This is a genomic window from Bradyrhizobium ivorense, from assembly GCF_900696085.1.
Classification (GTDB): Bacteria; Pseudomonadota; Alphaproteobacteria; order Rhizobiales; family Xanthobacteraceae; genus Bradyrhizobium; species Bradyrhizobium ivorense.
The window spans coordinates 59,900-81,436 of record NZ_CAADFC020000005.1 but is presented as its reverse complement, the minus strand read 5'-3'; the positions used below and the strand labels follow the sequence as shown (position 1 = coordinate 81,436).

Here is a 21,537-nt window from a genome sequence, read left to right as displayed (position 1 = left end):
GCATGCGATTCCTCTTCAAGACCGACTACGAGGACGACATCAAGCTGTTCCCGCATTCGGGCTACGTCTGGTCATACGGCCTGCTGCTCGCGGTGCTGCTGATCGCGCCGTATTTGCTGTCCAGCTATCTGATGAGCCAGCTCGTCTTTGTCTGCATCTATGCGACGGTCGGCGTCGGGCTGCTGATCCTGACCGGTTTTACCGGGCAGGCCTCGCTTGGCCACGCCGCGTTCCTGGCGATCGGCGCCTACACCGCGGCCTATCTGCAGCAATTCAACGTGCCGTTTCCGGTCTATTTCCTCGCGGCGGGACTGCTGACCGGCGTGGTCGGCGCGCTGGTCGGCTTTCCGGCGCTGCGGCTGCAGGGCATCTATCTCGTGATCGCGACGATTTCGTTTGCCTTCATCGTCGAGGAGATTTTGGCGCGCTGGGAGAGCGTGACCCATGGCAACGAGGGCATGCGGGTCAAGACCATCGAGCTGCTCGGCACCACCGTGTCGCGCGATGGTCCGACCTTCTATTACCTTTGTCTCGCGGTGCTGGTCCTCACCATCGTCGGCACGCTCAATCTGCTGCGCTCGCCGACCGGCCGCGCCTTTGTCGCGATCCGCGACAGCGAGACCGCGGCGCGCAGCATGGGTATCAATGTCGCGCTCTACAAGGTGAAGTCGTTCGCGATCTCGGCGGCGATCACCGGGTTTGCCGGGGTGCTGTTCGCGCACAAGCTCTCCTTCATCTCGCCGGAGATGTTCACGCTGCAGCTCTCGATCGAGTTCATCATCGTGATCCTGATCGGCGGCACCTTCAGCCTGCATGGCGCGGTGCTCGGCGCGATCTTCCTGGTCATGATCGATCCGTTCCTCACCTATCTGAAGGACGACATGCCCGGCGTGATCGCCGGCGTTGCCGCGACGCTGGGCGCCGGCAAGGAGCGCGCCGGCCATATCCAGGATGCGGCCGCCGCCTTCGCCTCCGCCAACGGATTGAAGGGCGCGATCTACGGCGTCATCATCGTGTTGTTCGTGCTCTTTGAACCTTTGGGGCTCTATGGCCGCTGGCTCAAGATCAAGCTCTTCTTCCAGCTGTTCCCGCTGTACAAGCGCGCGACCTTCAAGCGGCAGAAGATCTATGTGAAATCGGAGCGGAACAGATGAGCTATTTCCGCGCCGAGAACCTGTCCCTGCATTTCGGCGGCCTGAAAGCGGTCGATGCCGTCAGCTTCGCGGTCGAGAAGGGCGAGATCCTCTCGATCATCGGGCCCAACGGCGCCGGCAAGAGCTCGATCTTCAACCTGATCTCGCGGATCTATCCGCCGACCTCGGGCCGGATCTTCTTCGAGGATCAGGACATCACCCAAGAGCCGCCTTACGACATCGCAAGGCTCGGCATCGCCCGCACCTTCCAGAACATCGAGCTGTTCGAGAATGCGACCGTGTTGAGCAATCTGCTGGTCGGCCGCCACCGCCATTCCACGACGCAGCTGTGGCAGGAATTGCTGTATTTGCCGAGCGTGCGCGCCGGCGAGAAGCTGCACCGCCGCAGGGTCGAGCAGGTGATCGAATTCCTCGACCTCGAACCCTACCGCGACAAGCTGATCTCGGGCCTGCCCTATGGCGTGCGCAAGGTGATCGAGCTGGCGCGGGCGCTGTGCTCGGAGCCGAAGCTGATCCTGCTCGACGAGCCGTCCTCCGGCCTCAATGTCGAGGAGACCGACGACATGTCGTTCTGGATCCGCGACATGAAGAGCGAGCTCGGCATCACCGTGCTGATGGTCGAGCACGACATGACGCTGGTCAACCGGGTCTCCGACCGGGTGATCGCGCTGAACTACGGCCGCGTGCTGGCGATGGGCTCGCCGTCGGAGGTGCAGCACCATCCCGACGTCGTCGCGGCCTATCTGGGCACATGAGGATGATGCCATGAGCGCACCGGACATCATCCTCAAGCTCAGCAATATCGAGAGCTATTACGGGCCGATCATGGCGATCCGCGGCATCAGCCTCGAAGTGCCGCGCGGCCAAATCGTGACGCTGCTCGGGGCCAACGGCGCCGGCAAGACCACGGTGCTGAAGACGATCTCCGGCATCCTCGACCCGCAAAAGGGCTCGATCGAATTTCTGGGCAAGCCGATCCAGCGCATGGAGGCCGACAAGATCGTGCGGCTGGGCCTCAGCCACGTGCCGGAGGGGCGCGAGGTGTTTCCGTTCCTGTCGGTGCGCGAGAACCTGATGATGGGCGCCTATCCGCGCAAGGACCGCGACGGCGTGGCGCAGGACCTCGAGCGGGTTTACGGCTATTTTCCACGGCTGAAGGAGCGGCTGGGCCAGCCGGCCGGACAGCTTTCCGGCGGCGAGCAGCAGATGCTCGCGATCGGGCGCGCGCTGATGAACCGCCCGGCCTTGCTGCTGCTCGACGAGCCGTCGCTGGGCCTGTCGCCGATCCTGGTGAAGGAGATCTTCACCATCATCCGCCGCGTCAACGAGGAGCAGGGCATGTCGATCCTGCTGGTCGAACAGAATGCCAAGATCGCGCTGGAGACGGCGCATTACGGCTATGTGCTGGAAATCGGCCGCGTCGTCATGAACGACACCTGCGAGCGGCTGATGAATTCACCTGACATCCAGGAGTTCTATCTCGGCGCCAAGGAAGCCGGCGCGCGGGGCGAACGGCGCTGGAAAAAGAAGAAGACCTGGCGCTAGAAGACCTGGCGTTAGCAGATTTGACGATAGCGCCGCGCCGGGCTGGCGTAGAGGAAGATTGGCGTTGCGAGGGACTTGGAGCTAGATTTCAGGCCGGTTTCGCGAACAAGAGGGCAGCAAGACCCGGCGCGAGGCAAGCGGCAGAGGAGGGACGCGCATGGCAGGACCGGCGGTGCTGACGGTGGCCGACACGATCGCGAGGAGCTTTCTGCTCGCGGTGCAGACGCGTGGCGACAGGCCCGCGATCCGCGAGAAGAAGTTCGGCATCTGGCAGCCGACCAGCTGGCGCGAATGGCTGCAGATTTCAAAGGACATCGCCCACGGCCTGCATGCGAGCGGTTTCCGTCCCGGCGACGTCGCGTCGATCATTGCCAACGCGGTGCCGGAATGGGTCTATGCCGACATGGGCATCCTGTGCGCGGGCGGGGTGTCCTCGGGCATCTATCCGACCGACTCGACGGCGCAGGTCGAATATCTCGTCAACGATTCCCGCACCAAAATCGTGTTCGTCGAGGACGAGGAGCAGCTCGACAAGGTGCTGGCCTGCCGGGCGCGCTGTCCGACGCTGGAAAAGATCGTCGTGTTCGACATGGAGGGCCTGAGCGGCTTCTCCGATCCGATGGTGCTGTCGTTTGCCGAGTTCGCGGCGCTCGGCCGCAACCACGCCCATGGCAACGCGGCCTTGTGGGACGAGATGACCGGCAGCCGCACCGCGTCCGACCTTGCGATCCTGGTCTACACCTCGGGCACGACAGGCCCGCCCAAGGGCGCGATGCATTCCAACCGCAGCGTGACGCACCAGATGCGCCACGCCAACGATCTGTTCCCGTCGACCGACAGCGAGGAGCGGCTGGTGTTCCTGCCGCTCTGCCATGTCGCCGAGCGGGTCGGCGGCTACTACATCTCGATCGCGCTGGGTTCGGTGATGAATTTCGCCGAGAGCCCGGAGACCGTGCCCGACAACCTGCGCGAGGTGCAGCCGACCGCGTTCCTCGCGGTGCCCAGGGTTTGGGAGAAGTTCTATTCGGGCATCACCATAGCGCTGAAGGACGCGACCCCGTTCCAGAACTGGATGTATGGCCGCGCGCTCGCGATCGGCAACCGCATGACCGAGTGCCGGCTCGAGGGCGAGACGCCGCCATTGTCGCTGCGGCTCGCCAACCGCGCCGCCTACTGGCTGGTGTTCCGCAATATCCGCCGCATGCTCGGGCTCGACCGCTGCCGGATCGCGCTCACCGGCGCGGCTCCGATCTCGCCCGACCTGATCCGCTGGTATCTCGCGCTCGGCCTCGACATGCGCGAGGTCTATGGCCAGACCGAGAATTGCGGCGTCGCCACCATCATGCCGACGGAGCGGATCAAGCTCGGCTCGGTCGGCAAGGCCGCGCCGTGGGGCGAGGTGATGATCTGCCCCAAGGGCGAGATCCTGATCAAGGGCGACTTCCTGTTCATGGGCTATCTCAATCAGCCGGAGAGAACCGCCGAGACCATCGACGCCAAGGGCTGGCTGCACACCGGCGATGTCGGCACGATCGACAATGAGGGCTATGTCAGGATCACCGACCGGATGAAGGACATCATCATCACATCGGGCGGCAAGAACGTCACTCCGTCGGAGATCGAGAACCAGCTCAAGTTCTCGCCCTACGTCTCGGACGCGGTCGTGATCGGCGACAAGCGGCCCTATCTCACCTGCCTGATCATGATCGACCAGGAGAACGTTGAGAAGTTCGCCCAGGACCACGACATCCCCTTCACCAATTACGCGAGCTTGTGCCGCGCCCGCGAAATCCAGGACCTGATCCAGCGCGAGGTCGAGGCGGTCAACGTCAAATTCGCGCGCGTCGAGACCATCAAGAAGTTCTATCTGATCGAGCGCCAGCTCACGCCGGAGGACGAGGAGCTGACGCCGACCATGAAGCTGAAGCGCAGCTTCGTGAACAAGCGCTACGCGGCCGAGATCGACGCCATGTATGGGGCGCGCGCGGTCGCCTAGAGCATGATCCGGACCCGGAGGGCCGCGTTAGCGCAAAGTGCGCAGCGGTTTTCCGAGAGGATCACGCTCAAACAAAACGAGGCGCGATGAATAGCAACATCGCGCTCGCGGAAAACGGCGAAGGTCTGAGAGGGCCCGACCCTTCGCTCAACAAGGGCCACTGAAGGAGGAGACTGCAATGTCGAAATCGCTGAAAGCGCTGGGCCTTGCGGTGAGCGCTCTGGCGCTGACCTGCCTGCCGGCCACTGCCCAGACCAAGGTGACCAATGAGGGCATCTCGCCGACCGAGATCGTGATCGGCACCCATCAGGACCTTTCGGGCCCGATCAAGGTCTGGGGCGTCCCGGTGTCCAACGGCATGAAGATGGCGGTGGAGGAGATCAATGCGAGCGGCGGCATCAACGGCCGCAAGATGAAGATGATCCTCGAAGACAACGGCTATGATCCGAAGAAGGCCGTGCTGGCGTCGCAGAAGATGGTCGAGCGCGACAAGATCTTCGCGATGATCGGCCCGATGGGCTCGCCGACCGTGCTCGCCGCGCAGGACGTGCTGTTCGACGCCGGCGTCTTGCAGCTGTTCCCGCTCACCGCCGCGGAGTTCACTTTCAAGTTCGACCCCAGCAAGCCGCAGGAGCGGCTCAAGTTCAACAACCTGCTGCCCTATGTCGAGAGCACCCGCGCCGCGCTCAAATACATGATGGATTGGAAGAACTTCAAGAAGCCCTGCATCATGCATCAGGACGACGAGTACGGGAAGAACGTGCTCGACGGCTTCACCCAGCAGCTCACGGCGATGAAGGTGCAGCCGGCTTCGGTCACGAGCTACAAGCGCGGCGCCTCCGATTTCTCGGCGCAGGTCGCCAAGATGAAGGCCGATGGCTGCGATCTGGTCGTGCTCGGCACCGTGATCCGCGAGACCATCGGCGCGATGAGCGAGGCGAAGAAGCTCGGCTGGGACGTGACCTTCCTCGGCGCCACGCCGACCAACGTGCTCGAGGTGCCGGCGCTGGGCAAGGAAGCCGTCGAAGGGCTGTACGCCGCGTCAGGGTTCGAGATTCCCTACGAGGATACGGCCAAGGGCAAGGTGAAGGACTGGCTCACCAACTACAAGAAGATGTTCAACAGCGACGCAAATACCCAGGCGATCATCGGCTACAACGCGGTGATGACCTTTGCCTTCTACGCGCAGAAGGCGGGCAAGGACCTCTCCGGCCAGAAGATGCTCGATGCGCTGGAGTCGGGTGACAAGTTCCTCGACATCTTCAACTCGCCGCCGACCAAGTTCTCCAAGACCGACCACCTCGCCAACACCATCACCCAGGTGCAGCAGGTCAAGGGCGGCCGCTGGGTTCTGGTGAAGGACAATCTGATGTTCTGAGCGATTGGCTCACGGCATCCACGCCGTCATTGCGAGCCAACGGGTGCGAGCCAACGGGTCGCGCGAATGCGCCCCCGATGACAGGCTCCGCGAAGCAATCCATCCCGCCACCTGCGGATAGGTGGATTGCTTCCGCCTTCGCCAAGGGCTTCGGCGGGCAAGTCGTCGCTTAGACTAGCTCCTCGCAATGACGGAGCGTATCGCGGTCGCCTTTGTCCTTTAATTCACCCGCGCCGGCCGCAGCGCGGCCTCGGCGATAACAGGCGCGGTATCGATGAATTTGCTGACGCCGTGCTGATCGATCACGAAGGTCGGCCGAAGGCCCCGGACGTCGGAATCCTCGATCATCGCCATGCGGCGGTTGTCGAGCGTCAGCCAGCGGCCGTCCAGCCGCGCAGTGACGACGGCGTGATCCTCACCACTGATGATGTCATGCATCACGACGATCCGCAGATCCTCGGGCGCGACCCCCGCTTTGCGCAGCGCGACGAATTTCGCGATCGCATAGTCCTCGCAGTCGCCACTGCCGAGCGCGAGGGTGGCGAGCGGCGAGGTCCAGACGTCGGCCTCGCCATGGAGCGCAAGGTCGCTGCCCGGACGGATCGCGAGGTTGATGGCGCGGTTGATCACGCCCAGCCTGGCGCGGCCGTCACGCGCCCGCCCCGCATCGATGATCGCAAGGAAGCGCAGCGCTTCCGGCGACGCGCACCCTTCGCGGTCGCCGTCGCAGATCGCAAGCTGCACCAGCTCGTCGGCGAGCCGGTACTGCACGCCGAGCCATTTGTCGTGCAGCCCGCCATCGGCGAGCAGGGCGGTCGGCAGCCCGAACGGCTCGGCCGATTTCCTCATCAGCGCCGCCGGACCAGGCGACAGCAGCGACGCGGCGTTGAGCTCGGTAGCCGCCGCAAGCCACGCTGATCCGCAGGCCAGCATGGCAACACCCAGCGTCCGAAAGTGAACCCAGATTCCCATATGACACCCCTGCCCGGGCATCGGCGGGCGAATTCTGCACCGCGCACGTGACCGGATCGTTTCAATGCCGCCAGGATGGCAGAAGGCGATTTGAATCCGCTTAAGATGTGGGGAAAGCAGGAGAGACGCTAAAGGCCTTCTGGTCGGGGTCTCGAAAACTTTATCGGTTTTGTGAACGCGGAATCGAACCTTTTGCCGCTTGGCTCCGCCTCAAGCTTGCTTTCTGGTTAACACGACCAAGCCGCGCGGGAACTTTACGATTTGTAAGCTAAGTCACAGCTTTAGCCGGAAAATTGGGTTCTAATCCCGCCACGAGGCCGAGGGGAAATAAAGGTAAGTAGAAAAATGCCAATCAATACCACGAATACGTGGATCAATACGTGTCTTGGCTTCAACATCCACCCTCAGTTACCTGCAAACTACGTAAAACGGAAAGAGAATGACAGGGGCCGGCGCTCAATCGCAGGTTATGTGAGCGCGTCACGCAAGCACTGAATGGGTTTCGACTCGCGCAATACGATGATATGCAAGCATAGTCGTTTGCATATTCTTTCTTTGAAATTGGAATTGAAATTGGGGTGCGGTGACCCGCGGTGAACTTTGTCGATAAATTTGGCGGGTCTTTGCCGAAGCTGGACGCTCATGGTGGAGCAGTCCATGTTGAAAGCATTTCCACGCATGCGCCAGCCGGCGCGATCGTCGTTGAAGACGGTCATTTCCTATTCACCGCGGACTTCAAGCGCGCCGGTCTCGACCTGGTTCTGTCGAACGCCGACCGCGAGCTGGTGCTGCATGACTACTTCAAGGGTGAAAAGCGCGCGGCGCTAGCTTCGCCCGACGGCGCGCACCTGACCGGCGATCTCGTCAACGCGCTCACTGGATATACCCAGTATGCCCAGGCCGGCGGCGCCGCGGATCCGCCCAAGGTCATCGGCCACGTCACCAAGCTGACCGGCAGCGCCACTGCAGTTCGCAATGGCGTGCCGGTGGTGCTGAACCAGGGCGACAATGTCTACAAGGGCGACGTGGTGCAATCCGGCGCCGACTCGACGCTCGGTATCACCTTCATCGACGGCACCGTGTTCGGCCTCGGGTCGAACGCGAAGATGGTGCTGAACGAAATGGTCTACGACCCGAACGGGTCGAGCAATGCCTCGTTCATGAGCCTGGTCCAGGGCACGATCTCGTTCGTCGCCGGCGCGACTGCCAAGCATGGCGACATGAAGGTCGATACGCCGGTTGCGACCATGGGCATTCGCGGCACCGCGGTGCTGGTCGAGATCGACTTCGACGTGCAGGGCACGGGCGCCGTGCCGCCGGCCAAATTCCAGGTGCTGGTCGAGCCGGACGGCACCACCGGCTCCTACATCCTGTTCGACAAGACGACGCTCAATCCGATCGCGACCGTCAATCAGGCCGGTACCCAGACCATCGTCAACAGCCAGGGCACGGTCAGCTTCCTGTCGTCGCCGCAACTGTCGGCCGATGCGCAGAAGCTGATCTCCGACGTGTTCGCGCTGAAGTTCACCGACAACACCAATCCGAACACCAAGCTGACGACGAACTTCACCGACACGGTCGTCCCGATGACGACCGGCTTCAAGTTCGCCAGCGGCGACATCGTCGCGCAAGCGGTCTTCGTGGTGACCTCCGGCAACGCCAGTCCGGAGGCGATCGGCAACCGAGGGATCGACCACGTCCCCGGTCCGCCGGAAACCGTGACGTTCAACGCGGCGTTTACCGAGCGGGCCGGGCAGACTCATGGCACGCAGCTCGACACGGCATCGAATGTGATCCGATGGGCGGATCCCAATCCCGGCGATGTTCCGAGCGCGATGGTGAGCTTCACCTCGTTCACCTACCAGAACGCCCAGAATGACGACGTCACCTCGTCGCTGACGGCCACACAGCTTGCGGCCATCCATGCGGTCGAAATCCCGCTGCTGCTCGAGCACAATCCGGCGAACCGGAACTTCGGTTCGGCGACCTGGACCTATAGCCTTCCCGACGGCGCGTTCGACTTCCTGGCGGCCGGCGAAACCCTGACGCTGACCTACACGGCGCGTGTCGACAACAATTTCGCGCCGAGCAACGAGACCGCGTTCAAGACTTTCACCATCACGATCACCGGCACCAATGATGCGCCGGTGGTGACCTCGGCGGTACAGACGGCCGGGATCACGGAGATCGCGGAGACGACGCACTCGAGCGACCCGGACACGGCGAGCGGCACGATCACCTTCAGCGATACCGACCTGACCGATACCCACACGGTCGTCATCGCCGGCGTCACCGAGTCCGGCGTCACCACGGGCATTGCCGACCATGCGACCGTGCTGGGCTGGCTGTCGCTGGGCAACCTGACCGATTCGACCGACGGCGTGACGGGATCGAGGTCCTGGACGTTCTCGGCTGCCGACAACACCTTCGATTATCTCGCCGCCGGCGAGACGCTGACGCTCACCTACACCGTCGAGATCGACGACCATCAGGGTGGCGTGGTCACCCTGCCGGTCACGATCACGATCACCGGCACCGACGATACGCCGGTCATTACCTCGTCGACCCAGTCGGCCGCACTCACCGAAGCCGATGCGGCGACCGGCTCGGCGGACCCCGATACGGCATCCGGCACGGTGACTTTCACCGACGTCGATCTGAGCGACACCCACAGCGTCACGATATCAGGCGTGACCGAAACCGGCGTCACCAGCGGGCTTCCCGATGAGGCGACGGTGCTGAGCTGGCTGTCGCTCGGCGCGCTGTCCGATTCGACCGGCGGCGTAACCGGGTCACGCGACTGGACGTTTTCCGCCGCCGACAACAGTTTCGACTATCTCGCCGTCGGCGAGACGCTGACGCTGACCTACACGATTGAGGTCGACGACCATCACGGCGGTGTCGTGACGCAGCCGGTGACGATCACGATCACCGGCACCAACGACACGCCCGTCATCACGTCTGCGCCGCAGGCCGCAGTGATCCCCGAAGCCAGCGCGACGACCGGTTCGGATCAGCCGGACGTCGCCTCGGGTACGGTGACGTTCGCCGATGTCGACCGCAGCGACACCCACAGCCTGACCATCACCGGCGTTTCCGAATCGGGCGCGACCGGCGGCCTTGCCGACGCGGCGACGGTGCTGAGCTGGCTGTCGCTGGGCGCGCTGACCGATTCGACCGGCGGGGTCGCCGGATCGAACGGCTGGACCTTCTCGGCGCCGGACAAGAATTTTGACTATCTCGCCGAGGGCGAGACGCTGACTCTGACCTATACGGTCCAGCTGGTCGACCATCACGGCGGGGTGGTCACCGCGCCGATCACCATCACGATCAACGGCTCCAACGACGCGCCGACGCTGGGTGACGTCAACGCCGGCACGCTCACCGACACCGCCGATAATGACAGCTTCGGCGCGCTCGCCGGCACCCTGCAGGGGCACGACGTCGACGATGGCGAGACCGCGACCCTGACCTATGCCGCGCTCGACGCCGACCATCTTCCGGTCAACACCGCGGTCGCGGGTCTCTACGGCTCGCTCACGGTGAACGCGGACGGCACCTATAGCTACGTTCCCAACGCGGCGGCGATCAACGCGCTGGCCGCGGGCAGCTATGCCGATACGTTCACCGTCGAGACCATCGATGCGCATGGCGCGGTCGGGACGGCGACGCTGACGATCGACGTGACCGGCGCCAACGATGCGCCGATCACGACCGTCGACGCGGTTTCGATCGCCGGCAACACCGGCAGCGTGACGGCCAACCTGCTGGCCAATGACAGCGACGCCGAGCACGATGTGCTCTCGATTGCCGGTGTCGGAACCGACAATGCGACGCCCGGGCAGTTCACGGTCGAGGGCATCTATGGCGAGCTCGTCGTCGATCCCGTGACGGGCACCTATACCTATACGCTCGGCGTCACCGCAGCGCAGGCTGCGGCGGTCGCCGCCTTGCCGGAGGGCGACAGCGGGCTGGAGCAGTTCACCTACACGGCGTCCGACGGCGCGCTCGGAACCTACGGGCACCTCACGGTCGCGGTTACCGGCATCAATGATGCGCCGACATTCACCGGCCACGACCTCGCGTCCAGCTACCAGAGCGGCAGCGGCCCGGTTGCGCTGGCCGACGGCATCACGGTGCAGGATGTCGACAGCGCCAATTACGACGGCGGGTCGCTGACGGCGACGGTGACGAGCGGTGGTCACGACGGCGATACGCTGACGATCGTGGGCAACCCCTATATCTCGGTCGATGCCGACAACAACGTGATGTTCGATGCCGATGGAGACGGCAGCGGCGCCGCCGTCTCGATCGGCACGCTGATCGACGGTGTCGGCGGCCTGACGATCAATCTCAACGACCACGCCGATGATGCGGCGGTCGCCGCACTGGCGCAGGCGATCGAATTCGAGAGCAGCAATACGACGCTGGAAGCCGGCACGCGCGTCGTTACCTTCACGCTGCATGACGGCGGCGGCACCAACGGACACGACTCGAGCTCCTTCACCGCATCGGTCAACGTCTCGGGCAACCACGCCGCGACGATCGAAGGCAAGAGCACTGGCGTCGTGTACGAGGATGATCATGTGGTCATCCCCAGCGGCCAGACCATCGCGAACGATGTCGACAGCGGCACGCTGACCGTGCAGGACCCCGACGCAGGCGAAAGCTATTTCCTGCCCGTCGACCCGGCAAACCTGACCGGGACCTATGGGGATTTCACCTTCGATCCGGACAGCGGCCAGTGGACCTATACCCTGGTTCACGAGCGGGTGGATCAGTTGGCCGCCGGCCAGATCGAGCACGACACGCTGACGGTGACGACCGCCGACGGCACGACGCAGGACATCACGATCGAGGTCAACGGCACCAACGATGCGCCCATCGTGAGTGCCAAGGATCTGGCGCCGATCTATGCGCCGGACGCGGGCGCGGTACCACTCGTCAACGACGTCACGGTCAGCGACATCGACAGCAGCGACTTCAACGGCGGATCGCTGTCGGCATCGATCGTCGATGGCCGGCACGACGGCGATTTCCTCACGATCGCCGGCGACCAGTACATCTCGGTGTCCGGCACAACAGTGATGTTCGACGCCGATGGCGATGGTTCGGGCGAGGCGGTCGCGATCGGCACGCTGAGTGACAGCATTGACCCGGCGATCGACTTGAACGGAAACGCCACCAGCGACGCCGTCGCGCATCTGATCCAGGCGATCCGCTTCCAGAGCATCGACGCCAATCCGGTGGCCGGCCAGCGCACCATCGAGTTCACGCTTAACGACGGCGACGGCGTCGATCACAATGGCCATGATACGGGCTCAGCGTATGCGACCGTGAATGTCGATCAGGCGCCGCTGATCCTGACCGACAATCTGCAGATCTTCGAGGAAGGCCAGACCATCACGATCGGCGGATTGTCGGTTTCCGACGCCGATGCCGGGCCCACGGAATCCTTTACGTTCGACGCGGAATCCGCCGGCGGCTTCGTGACGCCCTCGAATGAGACGGGCTCGCTGGATGACATCAACGGCACGCTGAATAGCGGCCTGACTTACGCGCCGGGCCCCAACCTGCCGCTCAGCGACAAGATTGCGCTGACCGTCACCGACGGCTTCGGCGCCAAGGACACCGTGAATCTCATCTTTAACGTGACGGGCGAGGGCGATGTCACGCTGCAGGGTACCGACGGCAAGGACGTGATCATTGCGACCGGCTACACCGATACGCTGTCAGGCGGCGCGGGCGCGGACCAATTCGTGTTCAGGGCCGGCACCGGCAATGACACCATCACCGATTTCACGCCCGGTCAGGACAAGATCGATCTGTTCGACAACACGCCGTTCACCGCAGGCGATACCGAATCCTTCAATGCGTGGATCAACGACAATTCTGCGGTCGAGCAGGTGGGCAGCGACACGCTGATCCATCTCGATATCGGCGACTCGATCAGGCTTTCGAACGTCGATCGAACGAACCTGCACATCAACGACTTCATCCTGCATCCCGGCGTGATTACCTGATGTCAGGGCAGCCGCGGTATGCCGAGGCGGTCGACCTCGGCGAGCACCGCGGCGAGGTTCTGATGGCCGGCGCCGAAGTGCCCCTTGCGCTCGGCGAGCGGCAGCGTGTGCACGCCCTCTAGCCGGTAATGCCTGTCGTGGACCAGGCAGCGGCTGCGGATCAGCGGCCACAGCATCAGGCCGAGCATGCGCTGGTCGTGGCCGTATTTTGCGGTCGGACCGAACTGGAAGTAGCGCCGCATCAGCTCGACGATGTCGAGCCCGCAATCGGTGCGGCCGGCCCAGGTGCACCCGATCATCAGCTCGTTGTGCATGACGTGATCGCGCACGGCGTGGAACGGATAGCCGCTCTCGATCCATTGCCGGACCAGCTCGGCCTCCGCCGTGGACAGCCGCGCGTCGCAGTCGCGCACCAGGAAGCGCCCGACCGCGCGATCGTTCATGACCAGGAAGCGCTGGAACAGGCCGACATGCGGATATTCGTCCTCGATGTTGCGGACGTCGCCGCCGTTGCCCTGCAGGAACGCGACACAGGCCGGCGGAACGGTGGCGTCGACATAGAACCGGCAGATCCAGCCGGGGTAAACCGTGCGGCTGAGCACCAGGTTGATCATGGCGCCGTAGGTGTAGAACGGCGCGGCTCCCCACAACGAGAACGAGATGACGTTGGCACCCGACGGCGGGCCGTCGGGCTCGTTCAGCGCAAATGGCGGCGGATTGCGGCAGGCCTCGGCGTCGCGCAGGTCGAGCGCGCGCTGCCCATAGCGGATCGCCTCGGTGGTCTTGCCGGTGAAGAAGCTCGCGACCTTCAACGTATCGAGCACGGTGAGATCGTCGCCGTGGCGCGCGAGATAGCGCGTCGCCTGCGCGATCGTCTCGTCGTAGCGCTTCAGATTGGTCAGCGTCGCAATCCGCGCCTTTTCCAGCCGCGCATTGTCGGGCTGACGCCAGCTCAGCTCCTCGGCCAGCGCCAGCGCCGGCTGCCAGTCGCGCTTCTGAAAGAACGCGTCGAACAGCAATTCCTTGGCGACCAGATCGTCGGGACGGCTGACGGTCATCGCGCACAATTGCACGATCGCTTCGTCGTCCTTGCCGGCCCGCAGCAGCGCACGAATGTTGTCGTAGCGCCCGGCAGGAGGCGGAAGGGTGCCGCTCAGGGGGGTGGACATCGGTGCCCGTGGTCCAGGTTTGGCACCATGTCATAGACGAAGCGGCCCCGGTGGTGAATAGTGGCGGTCATTACGCGATGCTTGCCCGGAGGGCCGGCCTTATTCTGGTTCGGATAATTGACGATGGTTCTTGGAAACCGGTGCCGCAATCCGGCATGGCGTGATATCCAGACGTCATGAAGCGGCTAAGGGCAGTACGAAGGTGGTTCGGGCGGCGCTTCGGCTACGCGCGGCTGGCCTGCGTGGTGCTGCTGATCGGTCTCGCCGCGCTGCGCGTCGTCGATCCGGGGCCGGTCAACGAATTGCGGGTCCGGGTCTTCGACACCTTCCAGCGCTTCGATCCCCGCAAGAAGACCATCCGTCCGGTCACCATTGTCGATATTGACGAGAAGAGCCTGGCAAAGCTCGGCCAGTGGCCGTGGCCGCGGACCACCATCGCCGACATTATCATCAACCTGACCAGTCTCGGCGCGGTCGCGATCGGTTTCGACGTGGTGTTCTCGGAGCCGGACCGCCTCAACCCGGACAGGGTTGCGGGGCAGATGCGCTTCATCGACGAGGTCACCAGGACACGGCTGCGCGAGCTGCCGACCAACGACCAGATTCTGTCCGACGCGATCCGCCGGTCGCGCGTGGTACTGGGCGAGACCGGGCTCGCGCACGTGCAGTCGGAGCTCGACGAGACCCTGCCGACGACGGGGTTTGCGACGCTGGGCAAGGAAGCCGAGCCGTTCCTGTACCAGTTTCCCGGCTTGCTGCGAAACGTGCCGGTGCTGGAGCGCGCCGCGGCCGGGCGCGGCCTGTTCACGATCAGGACCGAACGGGACGGCCTCATCCGGCGGGTCCCGATGGTGATGCTGGCGCAGGGCAAGCTGATGCCATCGCTCAGCCTCGAAATGCTGCGGGTCGTTTCCACGACGCCGACGGTGCTGATCAAGACCGACGATGCCGGGGTCAAGAGCATCGCGCTGCGGGGGCTGGAGATCCCGACCGATCGCAACGGGCGGCTCTGGGTGCATTTCGCGCGCCAGGATCCGTCGATCTACGTGTCGGCTGCCGATGTGATCGACGGCAAGGTGCCGGCCAACAAGATTTCCGGCAAGCTTGTGCTGATCGGGACCTCGGCGGTCGGATTGAACGACATCAAGGCCACGCCCGCGTCATCCGACATGCCCGGTGTGGAGATCCACGCCCAGCTGCTGGAGAGCGCACTGACCGGGGGCGTGGTGCAGCAGCCGGGCTACGGCATCGTGCTGGAATTCCTCGGCGCGATCATCATGGGCCTGCTGGTGATCGCGTTCGCGCCGCGCTTCGGCCCGGTGACGCTGGTGGCCGTCGGCGGCCTGTTCGCGTCGATCCTGGTCGGCACGTCCTGGTTCTTCTACATCAATTACCGGCTGCTGGTCGATTTCACCTATCCGCTGCTGTCGACGACGGCGATCTACCTCACGCTGATCTTCGCGAGCTTCGTGCGCGAGCAGCAGCAGCGCCGGCAGATCCGTACGCAATTCGTGCGATACATGTCACCGGCGCTGGTCGAGCAGCTGGCGCAATCGCCGGAGCGGCTCGTGCTCGGCGGCGAGGAGCGCGAGATGACCATCATGTTCTCGGACATGCGCGGCTTCACCTCGATCTCGGAGACCTACAAGAGCGATCCGCAGGGCCTCACCGCGCTGATGAACCGGTTTCTGACGCCGCTCTCCAACGCGATCCTCGCCCGCAAGGGCACGATCGACAAGTATATGGGCGACGCCATCATGGCGTTCTGGAATGCGCCGCTCGACGACAAGGAGCACCACATCAACGCCTGCGAGGCCGCGCTCGACATGCTGGAGCGGGTCGATACGCTCAACCGCGAGCGCGAGGAGGAAGCGCAGGAGGGCGGCCACGTCTACGTGCCGCTCAACATCGGCGTCGGCCTCAACACCGGCACCTGCGTGGTCGGCAACATGGGCTCCGACGTGCGCTTCGACTATTCGGTGTTCGGCGACAGCGTCAATCTGGCGTCGCGGCTGGAGGGGCAGTCCAAGGAATACGGCTTTCCGATCATCGTCGGATCGAACACCGCGCTCGCGGTCAAGGACAAGTTCGCGATCCTCGAGCTCGACTTCATCATGGTCAAGGGCAAGAAGGAGCCCGAGGTGATCTATGCGATCGCCGGCCGTGAAGATGTCGCCAATTCCGGCCGCTTCCAGCGGCTGCGCAACCTGACCATCGAGATGCTCGCCTGTTACCGCAGCCGCGACTGGGACGGCGCGCTGGCCGCGATCGAGCGCGGCCGCAAGACGGACGAAGCGCAGACGCTGAAATATCTCTATCAGCTCTACGAGGCGCGCATCCTCAACTTCCAGAAAAATCCGCCGCCCGAGGATTGGGACGGCGCGTATGCGCTGCTGACGAAGTAGCCGACACTGCTGCACCGCTGACAAACCCGTCATCCCCGCGCAAAGGCTTCGCCTTTGTCGCTGGAGGTGCGAGCCTTTTCGGCGAGCCTCGAAGGATGCATCGGCCACCAGCCGGGCCGTCGACCCTTCGAGGGCCGCTGAAGAAGCGGCCACCTCAGGGTGACGGTGATAGAATATTGAGGCACAGCCGCTCCACGGTCGTCCCGGCCTAGTGCGCAATTGCGCACGGGGGGCCGGGACGACGGTGGGGAGGTGGCTGAAATCTACTCCAGCCCGATCTGCGTCAGATCCTGGAACCAGTGCTGCGCCTGCACGAAGCTTTTCACCTTTGGCGACAGCGCGTGCGGATTGGTGTCGTGCACCACCCACACCAGCACCGCGTCGTCGACGATCAGCGCGTGCGCTTGCGCCAGCAGCGCGTCCTGCTTTTCCGTATCGAAGGTCTGCTTGGCCTCGTCGATCAGCGCGTCGACCTTCGGGTTCTTGTAGCCGCCCCAGTTGACGCCGACCGGCGCCACCTGGCCGGAGTGGAAGAAGCGCACGATGGCGTAGAGCGGGTCCGACGTGACATAGGCGATGTTGTTGGCGGTGATGCCGGCATTCATCTCGTCGGCCGCGCCCTTGCGCCAGTGCGTATATAATGTCTCGAGCTCGACGACCTTGAAGTCGATATCGATGCCGATTTCCTTGAAGCTTTGCTGCAGGAACTCGTTCATCGGCAGCGACAGCATCTGCCCGGTGCCGCCCTGCGCGATGATGAAGGTCGCCTTCAGTGGCTTGTCCTTTGAATAGCCGGCTTCCTCCACCAGCTTCTTCGCCGCCGCGACGTCGTATTTCAGCTCAAAGCTGGGCTTGCCGAACCATGGGCTCGAGGGATCGACCTGGCCCTTGGCGGGCTTGGCCAGTCCGTTCATCAGCCCCACCACCGCGTCGCGGTCGATCGCGAGGTTGAGCGCCTTGCGCAGGCGAATGTCGGTCCAGGGCGAGCCTGGCAGCACGCTGAGGTGATAATTCCAGACATGCGGCGTCACGTTGTCGACGATCTTCATGCCGGCGGCCTTGAGCTGCGGCACGGCGTCGGGCGCCGGCGTCTCGATCAAATCGACCTGACCTGCCAATAGCGCGTTGGTGCGGGTCAGCGCTTCCGGCATCGGGATCAGGATCAGCTTGTCGGTCTTTGCGATCCGCTTCTTGTCCCAATAGTCCGGATTCTTCGAGAGCTCCGCGAGCTCGCGCGGCACCAGCTTCGTCAGCTTGAACGGGCCGGTGCCGGAGGGCTGGCTGGCGAACTTGTCCCAGTCCCTCCCCAGCTTTTCATATTGCGCGGGGCTGGAGACCAGGAACCAGAGCATCTGGTAGGGAAAGAAGGAGTCGACCGTTTTTGTCGTGATCTCGACGGTGAAGTCGTCGATCTTGGCGTAGCTCGCGACCGAGGGCAGGCGGGTCTTGACCTGCGCGCTCTGCCGCTTGTCGAATTGCGGTGCCTTGTCGTTGAGCACCTTGTTGAGATTCCAGATCACGGCATCGGCATTGAACTCGCTGCCGTCGTGGAATTTCACGCCTCTGCGCAACGTGAAGCGCCACTTGGTCTTGTCGTTGTCATCAACCTTCCACTCGGTGGCAAGGCCCGGCACCAACTTGCCCGGCCGGTCGGCGACGTCCATCTCCCAGGCGACCAGCGGATCGTAGATCGTGTAGGCCGTGAACTGATAGGCGCCGGCGCCGCGGTCGGGCTGACCCGTGGTCAGCGGGATGTCGGCCATCGAGATTCCGTAGCGCACAACGGATTCCGCTTGCGCCGGCCTGGCTGGCCAGCCCGCGGCGAGGGCAAGCGCCATTGCCGCCATCAGGATCGAATTGCGCGCACGCATACAGAAGCTCCGTTGCTGGGAAGTCGGAGCCAAAGCTTGCAAGCCTGATGCCAGAATAGGCACCATCGCGCCGTCCAGGCGCGAGGTGGGAAGAATTGACGCGCCCGGCGGTTATTTGGTGACAAACTATTTCCCTTGGCACACGCATTGCATACGCTTGCCCAAGAAATAATCACCCAAACGGGGTCATAAGAAGGGGTTGCTCAGATGCGTAACAGGAAGACCAATGCGACAGCGATGATGCTGGCGTTTGCGCTGGCCAGCGGCGTGCCGGCGATCGCCGGCGCCGAGACCGTGCTGCGTATTGGCATGACGGCTGCCGATATTCCGCGCACGCTCGGCCAGCCCGATCAGGGTTTTGAGGGCAATCGCTTCACCGGCCTTACAATGTACGACGGGTTGACGATGTGGGACCTCTCCTCGGCCGACAAGGCGAGCGCGATGATCCCGGGCCTCGCCACCGAATGGAAGGTCGACGATGCCGACAAGACCAAATGGGTGTTCAAGCTGCGTCCCGGCGTCACCTTTCACGACGGCTCGCCGTTCAACGCCGACGCCGTGGTCTGGAACGTCGAAAAGGTTCTGAAGCAGGACGCGCCGCAGTTCGATCCGAGCCAGGTCGGCGTCACCGCCTCGCGCATGCCGACATTGGTCTCGGCGCGCAAGATCGACGACATGACCGTGGAGCTGACCACCAAGGAGCCGGACAGCTTTCTGCCGATCAACCTCACCAACCTGTTCATGGCGAGCCCGGCCAAGTGGCAGCAGTTCTATGACAAGGCCGAAGGCGCCGACGCCAAGGCGAAGTCGCAGGCCGCGTGGGCGGCGTTTGCCAAGGACGCCTCGGGCACCGGCCCCTGGAAGATGTCGAGCTTCACCCCGCGCGAACGGCTCGAGCTGGTGAAGAACGACAAGTATTGGGACAAGGCGCGGGTGCCGAAGACCGACAAGATGGTGCTGCTGCCGATGCCGGAAGCCAATGCGCGCACCGCGGCGCTGCTGTCGGGGCAGGTCAATTGGGTCGAGGCGCCGGCGCCGGATGCGCTGCCCGAGATCAAGCAGCGTGGCTTCGCGCTCTATTCGAACGAGGAGCCGCATGTCTGGCCCTGGCAGTTCTCGCGCGTCGAGGGCTCGCCGTGGAACGACATCCGCGTGCGCAAGGCCGCCAACCTCTGCGTCGATCGCGAAGGATTGCGCGATGGCCTGCTCGCAGGGCTGATGGTGCCGGCCACCGGCACCTTCGAGCCCGGCCATCCCTGGCGCGGCAACCCGACCTTCCAGATCAAGTATGACAAGCCGGCCGCGCAGAAGCTGATGCAGGAGGCAGGCTTTGGTCCGAGCAAGAAGCTGACGGTCAAGATCCAGACCTCGGCGTCGGGCTCGGGCCAGATGCTGCCGCTGCCGATGAACGAATATCTGCAGCAGGCTTTGGCCGAGTGCTACTTCGATGTGCAGCTCGACGTCATCGAGTGGAACACGCTGTTCACCAACTGGCGGCGCGGCGTCAAGGATCCGTCGGCCAACGGCTCGAACGCGACCAACGTCACCTACGCGGCGATGGATCCGTTCTTCGCACTGGTGCGCTTCCTGCAATCGGGCATGGCGCCGCCAGTCTCGAACAACTGGGGTTTCATCAACAATCCGAAGTTCGACGAACTGGTGAAGAAGGCGCGCCAGACCTTCGACCCCGCCGCGCGCGACGCCGCGCTTGCCGAGCTGCACGCCGCCTCCGTCGACGACGCGGCCTTCCTCTACGTCGCACACGACGTCGCACCGCGCGCGATGAGCCCGAAGATCAGGGGCTTTGTGCAGCCGAAGAGCTGGTTCGTCGACTTCTCGCCGGTCACGGTCGCGCCGTGAGGTGCTAGCCACGTGATCGGTGCACCCTCTCCCCTTGTGGGAGAGGGTGGCTTCGCGAGAGCGAAGCCGGGTGAGGGGTTGTCTCCGCGGACACACCTCTCGCATGTTAAAATGACTTTGTCCGCGGATAGAACCCCTCATCCGGCGCGCTGAAGCGCGCCACCTTCTCCCACAAGAGGAGAAGGAAGAAAGAGCGCACCGTGTTCGCCTACACTGCCAGACGGATCGTCTACGTCATTCCGATCGTACTCAGCGTTGCGCTGGTGTGCTTCCTGCTGGTCCACATCACGCCCGGCGATCCCCTGGTTGCGGTGCTGCCGGCGGATGCCTCGCAGGAGCTCGCCGCGCAGTTGCGCGCGGCCTACGGGTTCGATCGCCCGCTGCCGGTTCAGTTCGGGTTATGGCTGTGGCGCGCAGCGCAGGGCGATCTCGGCAGTTCGATTGCGACCGGCCGCCCGGTGCTGTCGGAAGTGATGCGCGCCGTCGGCAACACCGTAATGCTGGCGGTCGCGGCGGCGATGATCGGCTTCACGCTCGGCCTGCTGTTCGGGCTGATCGCCGGCTATTTCCGCGACACCTGGGTCGACAAGGTGGCGACGTCGGTTGCGATCGCCGGCGTCTCGCTGCCGCATTACTGGCTCGGCATGGTCTTGGTCATCATCTTCTCGGTGCAGCTTAACTGGCTGCCCGCGGTCGGCGCCGGGCCTGGCGGCTCCGGCGCCTGGGCCTGGGACTGGGAGCATCTGCGCTATCTGGTGCTGCCGGCGATCACCACGTCGGTGATCCCGATGGGCATCATTACGCGCACGGTGCGGGCGCTGACCGGCGACATCCTGAGCCAGGATTTTGTCGAGGCACTACGCGCAAAAGGCCTGCGCGAGACCTACGTGTTCCGCCACGTCGTCAAGAACGCGGCGCCGACCGCGCTCGCGGTGATGGGGCTTCAGCTCGGCTATATGCTCGGCGGCTCGATCCTGATCGAGACGGTGTTTTCCTGGCCTGGCTCGGGCCTGCTGCTGAACTCTGCGATCTTCCAGCGCGATCTGCCGCTGCTGCAGGGCACGATCCTGGTGCTGGCGCTGTTCTTCGTGCTGCTCAATCTCCTGGTCGACATCGCGCAAGCCGCGATCGATCCGCGCATCAAGCGGAGCTAACCATGAGCAC

12 protein-coding genes are annotated in these 21,537 nt (G+C 63.9%); 9 read left to right on the top strand and 3 right to left on the bottom strand.

Annotated elements, in window-relative coordinates; genetic code table 11:
- Nucleotides 1-2: 2 nt before the first annotated feature.
- The 5 genes from CI41S_RS09185 (at nt 3) to CI41S_RS09165 (ending at nt 6,073) form a co-directional block, all read left to right on the top strand.
- Complete coding sequence (locus tag CI41S_RS09185; protein ID WP_139487207.1) at nt 3-1,154, top strand: branched-chain amino acid ABC transporter permease; 1,152 nt, start codon at nt 3-5, stop codon at nt 1,152-1,154.
- On the top strand, nt 1,151-1,909 hold the full coding sequence (locus CI41S_RS09180; protein WP_139858664.1) for an ABC transporter ATP-binding protein: 759 nt from the start codon (nt 1,151-1,153) through the stop codon (nt 1,907-1,909). The genes CI41S_RS09185 and CI41S_RS09180 overlap by 4 nt, the downstream gene beginning before the upstream one ends.
- Before the next feature lie 10 nt (nt 1,910-1,919).
- A complete protein-coding gene (locus tag CI41S_RS09175) occupies nt 1,920-2,699 on the top strand; it encodes an ABC transporter ATP-binding protein (protein WP_139487209.1) in 780 nt (259 codons plus the stop codon).
- A 157-nt stretch (nt 2,700-2,856) separates the two neighbouring features.
- The gene (locus CI41S_RS09170) at nt 2,857-4,695 is read left to right on the top strand and encodes an AMP-dependent synthetase/ligase (protein WP_139858663.1); all 1,839 of its coding nucleotides are present in this window, start codon (nt 2,857-2,859) and stop codon (nt 4,693-4,695) included.
- A gap of 178 nt (nt 4,696-4,873) precedes the next feature.
- Complete coding sequence (locus CI41S_RS09165) at nt 4,874-6,073, top strand: ABC transporter substrate-binding protein (protein ID WP_139487211.1); 1,200 nt, start codon at nt 4,874-4,876, stop codon at nt 6,071-6,073.
- Between the two features lie 219 nt (nt 6,074-6,292).
- On the opposite strand, the gene CI41S_RS09160 is transcribed toward CI41S_RS09165, so the two are convergent.
- Complete coding sequence (locus CI41S_RS09160; RefSeq protein ID WP_139858662.1) at nt 6,293-7,045, bottom strand: transglutaminase-like cysteine peptidase; 753 nt, start codon at nt 7,043-7,045, stop codon at nt 6,293-6,295.
- A gap of 593 nt (nt 7,046-7,638) precedes the next feature.
- On the opposite strand from CI41S_RS09160, the gene CI41S_RS09155 reads away from it, so the two are divergent.
- On the top strand, nt 7,639-13,068 hold the full coding sequence (locus tag CI41S_RS09155) for a VCBS domain-containing protein (protein ID WP_139858661.1): 5,430 nt from the start codon (nt 7,639-7,641) through the stop codon (nt 13,066-13,068).
- Between the two features lie 2 nt (nt 13,069-13,070).
- Here CI41S_RS09155 and CI41S_RS09150 read toward each other — a convergent pair whose 3' ends face one another.
- Nucleotides 13,071-14,237 carry a tetratricopeptide repeat protein gene (locus CI41S_RS09150; protein WP_139858660.1) on the bottom strand — a complete coding sequence of 389 codons (1,167 nt, stop codon included), beginning with the start codon at nt 14,235-14,237 and terminating at the stop codon, nt 13,071-13,073.
- Between the two features lie 176 nt (nt 14,238-14,413).
- Here CI41S_RS09150 and CI41S_RS09145 point away from each other — a divergent pair, with 176 nt between their 5' ends.
- Nucleotides 14,414-16,642 carry a CHASE2 domain-containing protein gene (locus CI41S_RS09145; RefSeq protein WP_139858659.1) on the top strand — a complete coding sequence of 743 codons (2,229 nt, stop codon included), beginning with the start codon at nt 14,414-14,416 and terminating at the stop codon, nt 16,640-16,642.
- A gap of 263 nt (nt 16,643-16,905) precedes the next feature.
- On the opposite strand, the gene CI41S_RS09140 is transcribed toward CI41S_RS09145, so the two are convergent.
- Nucleotides 16,906-18,513 (bottom strand): ABC transporter substrate-binding protein, encoded by a 1,608-nt coding sequence (locus tag CI41S_RS09140; protein WP_139858658.1) that lies wholly within the window; start codon nt 18,511-18,513, stop codon nt 16,906-16,908.
- A gap of 237 nt (nt 18,514-18,750) precedes the next feature.
- On the opposite strand from CI41S_RS09140, the gene CI41S_RS09135 reads away from it, so the two are divergent.
- Nucleotides 18,751-20,373 (top strand): ABC transporter substrate-binding protein, encoded by a 1,623-nt coding sequence (locus tag CI41S_RS09135; RefSeq protein WP_244626461.1) that lies wholly within the window; start codon nt 18,751-18,753, stop codon nt 20,371-20,373.
- 200 nt (nt 20,374-20,573) lie between these two features.
- A complete protein-coding gene (locus tag CI41S_RS09130) occupies nt 20,574-21,527 on the top strand; it encodes an ABC transporter permease (RefSeq protein ID WP_139858656.1) in 954 nt (317 codons plus the stop codon).
- Nucleotides 21,528-21,537: the final 10 nt, after the last annotated feature.

Coding starts and splice junctions, on each gene's coding strand:
- CI41S_RS09185 (WP_139487207.1), top strand. CDS start 3: ATGCGATTCCTCTTCAAGACCGACTACGAGGACGACATCAAGCTGTTC.
- CI41S_RS09180 (WP_139858664.1), top strand. CDS start 1,151: ATGAGCTATTTCCGCGCCGAGAACCTGTCCCTGCATTTCGGCGGCCTG.
- CI41S_RS09175 (WP_139487209.1), top strand. CDS start 1,920: ATGAGCGCACCGGACATCATCCTCAAGCTCAGCAATATCGAGAGCTAT.
- CI41S_RS09170 (WP_139858663.1), top strand. CDS start 2,857: ATGGCAGGACCGGCGGTGCTGACGGTGGCCGACACGATCGCGAGGAGC.
- CI41S_RS09165 (WP_139487211.1), top strand. CDS start 4,874: ATGTCGAAATCGCTGAAAGCGCTGGGCCTTGCGGTGAGCGCTCTGGCG.
- CI41S_RS09160 (WP_139858662.1), bottom strand. CDS start 7,045: ATGGGAATCTGGGTTCACTTTCGGACGCTGGGTGTTGCCATGCTGGCC.
- CI41S_RS09150 (WP_139858660.1), bottom strand. CDS start 14,237: ATGTCCACCCCCCTGAGCGGCACCCTTCCGCCTCCTGCCGGGCGCTAC.
- CI41S_RS09145 (WP_139858659.1), top strand. CDS start 14,414: ATGAAGCGGCTAAGGGCAGTACGAAGGTGGTTCGGGCGGCGCTTCGGC.
- CI41S_RS09140 (WP_139858658.1), bottom strand. CDS start 18,513: ATGCGTGCGCGCAATTCGATCCTGATGGCGGCAATGGCGCTTGCCCTC.
- CI41S_RS09135 (WP_244626461.1), top strand. CDS start 18,751: ATGATGCTGGCGTTTGCGCTGGCCAGCGGCGTGCCGGCGATCGCCGGC.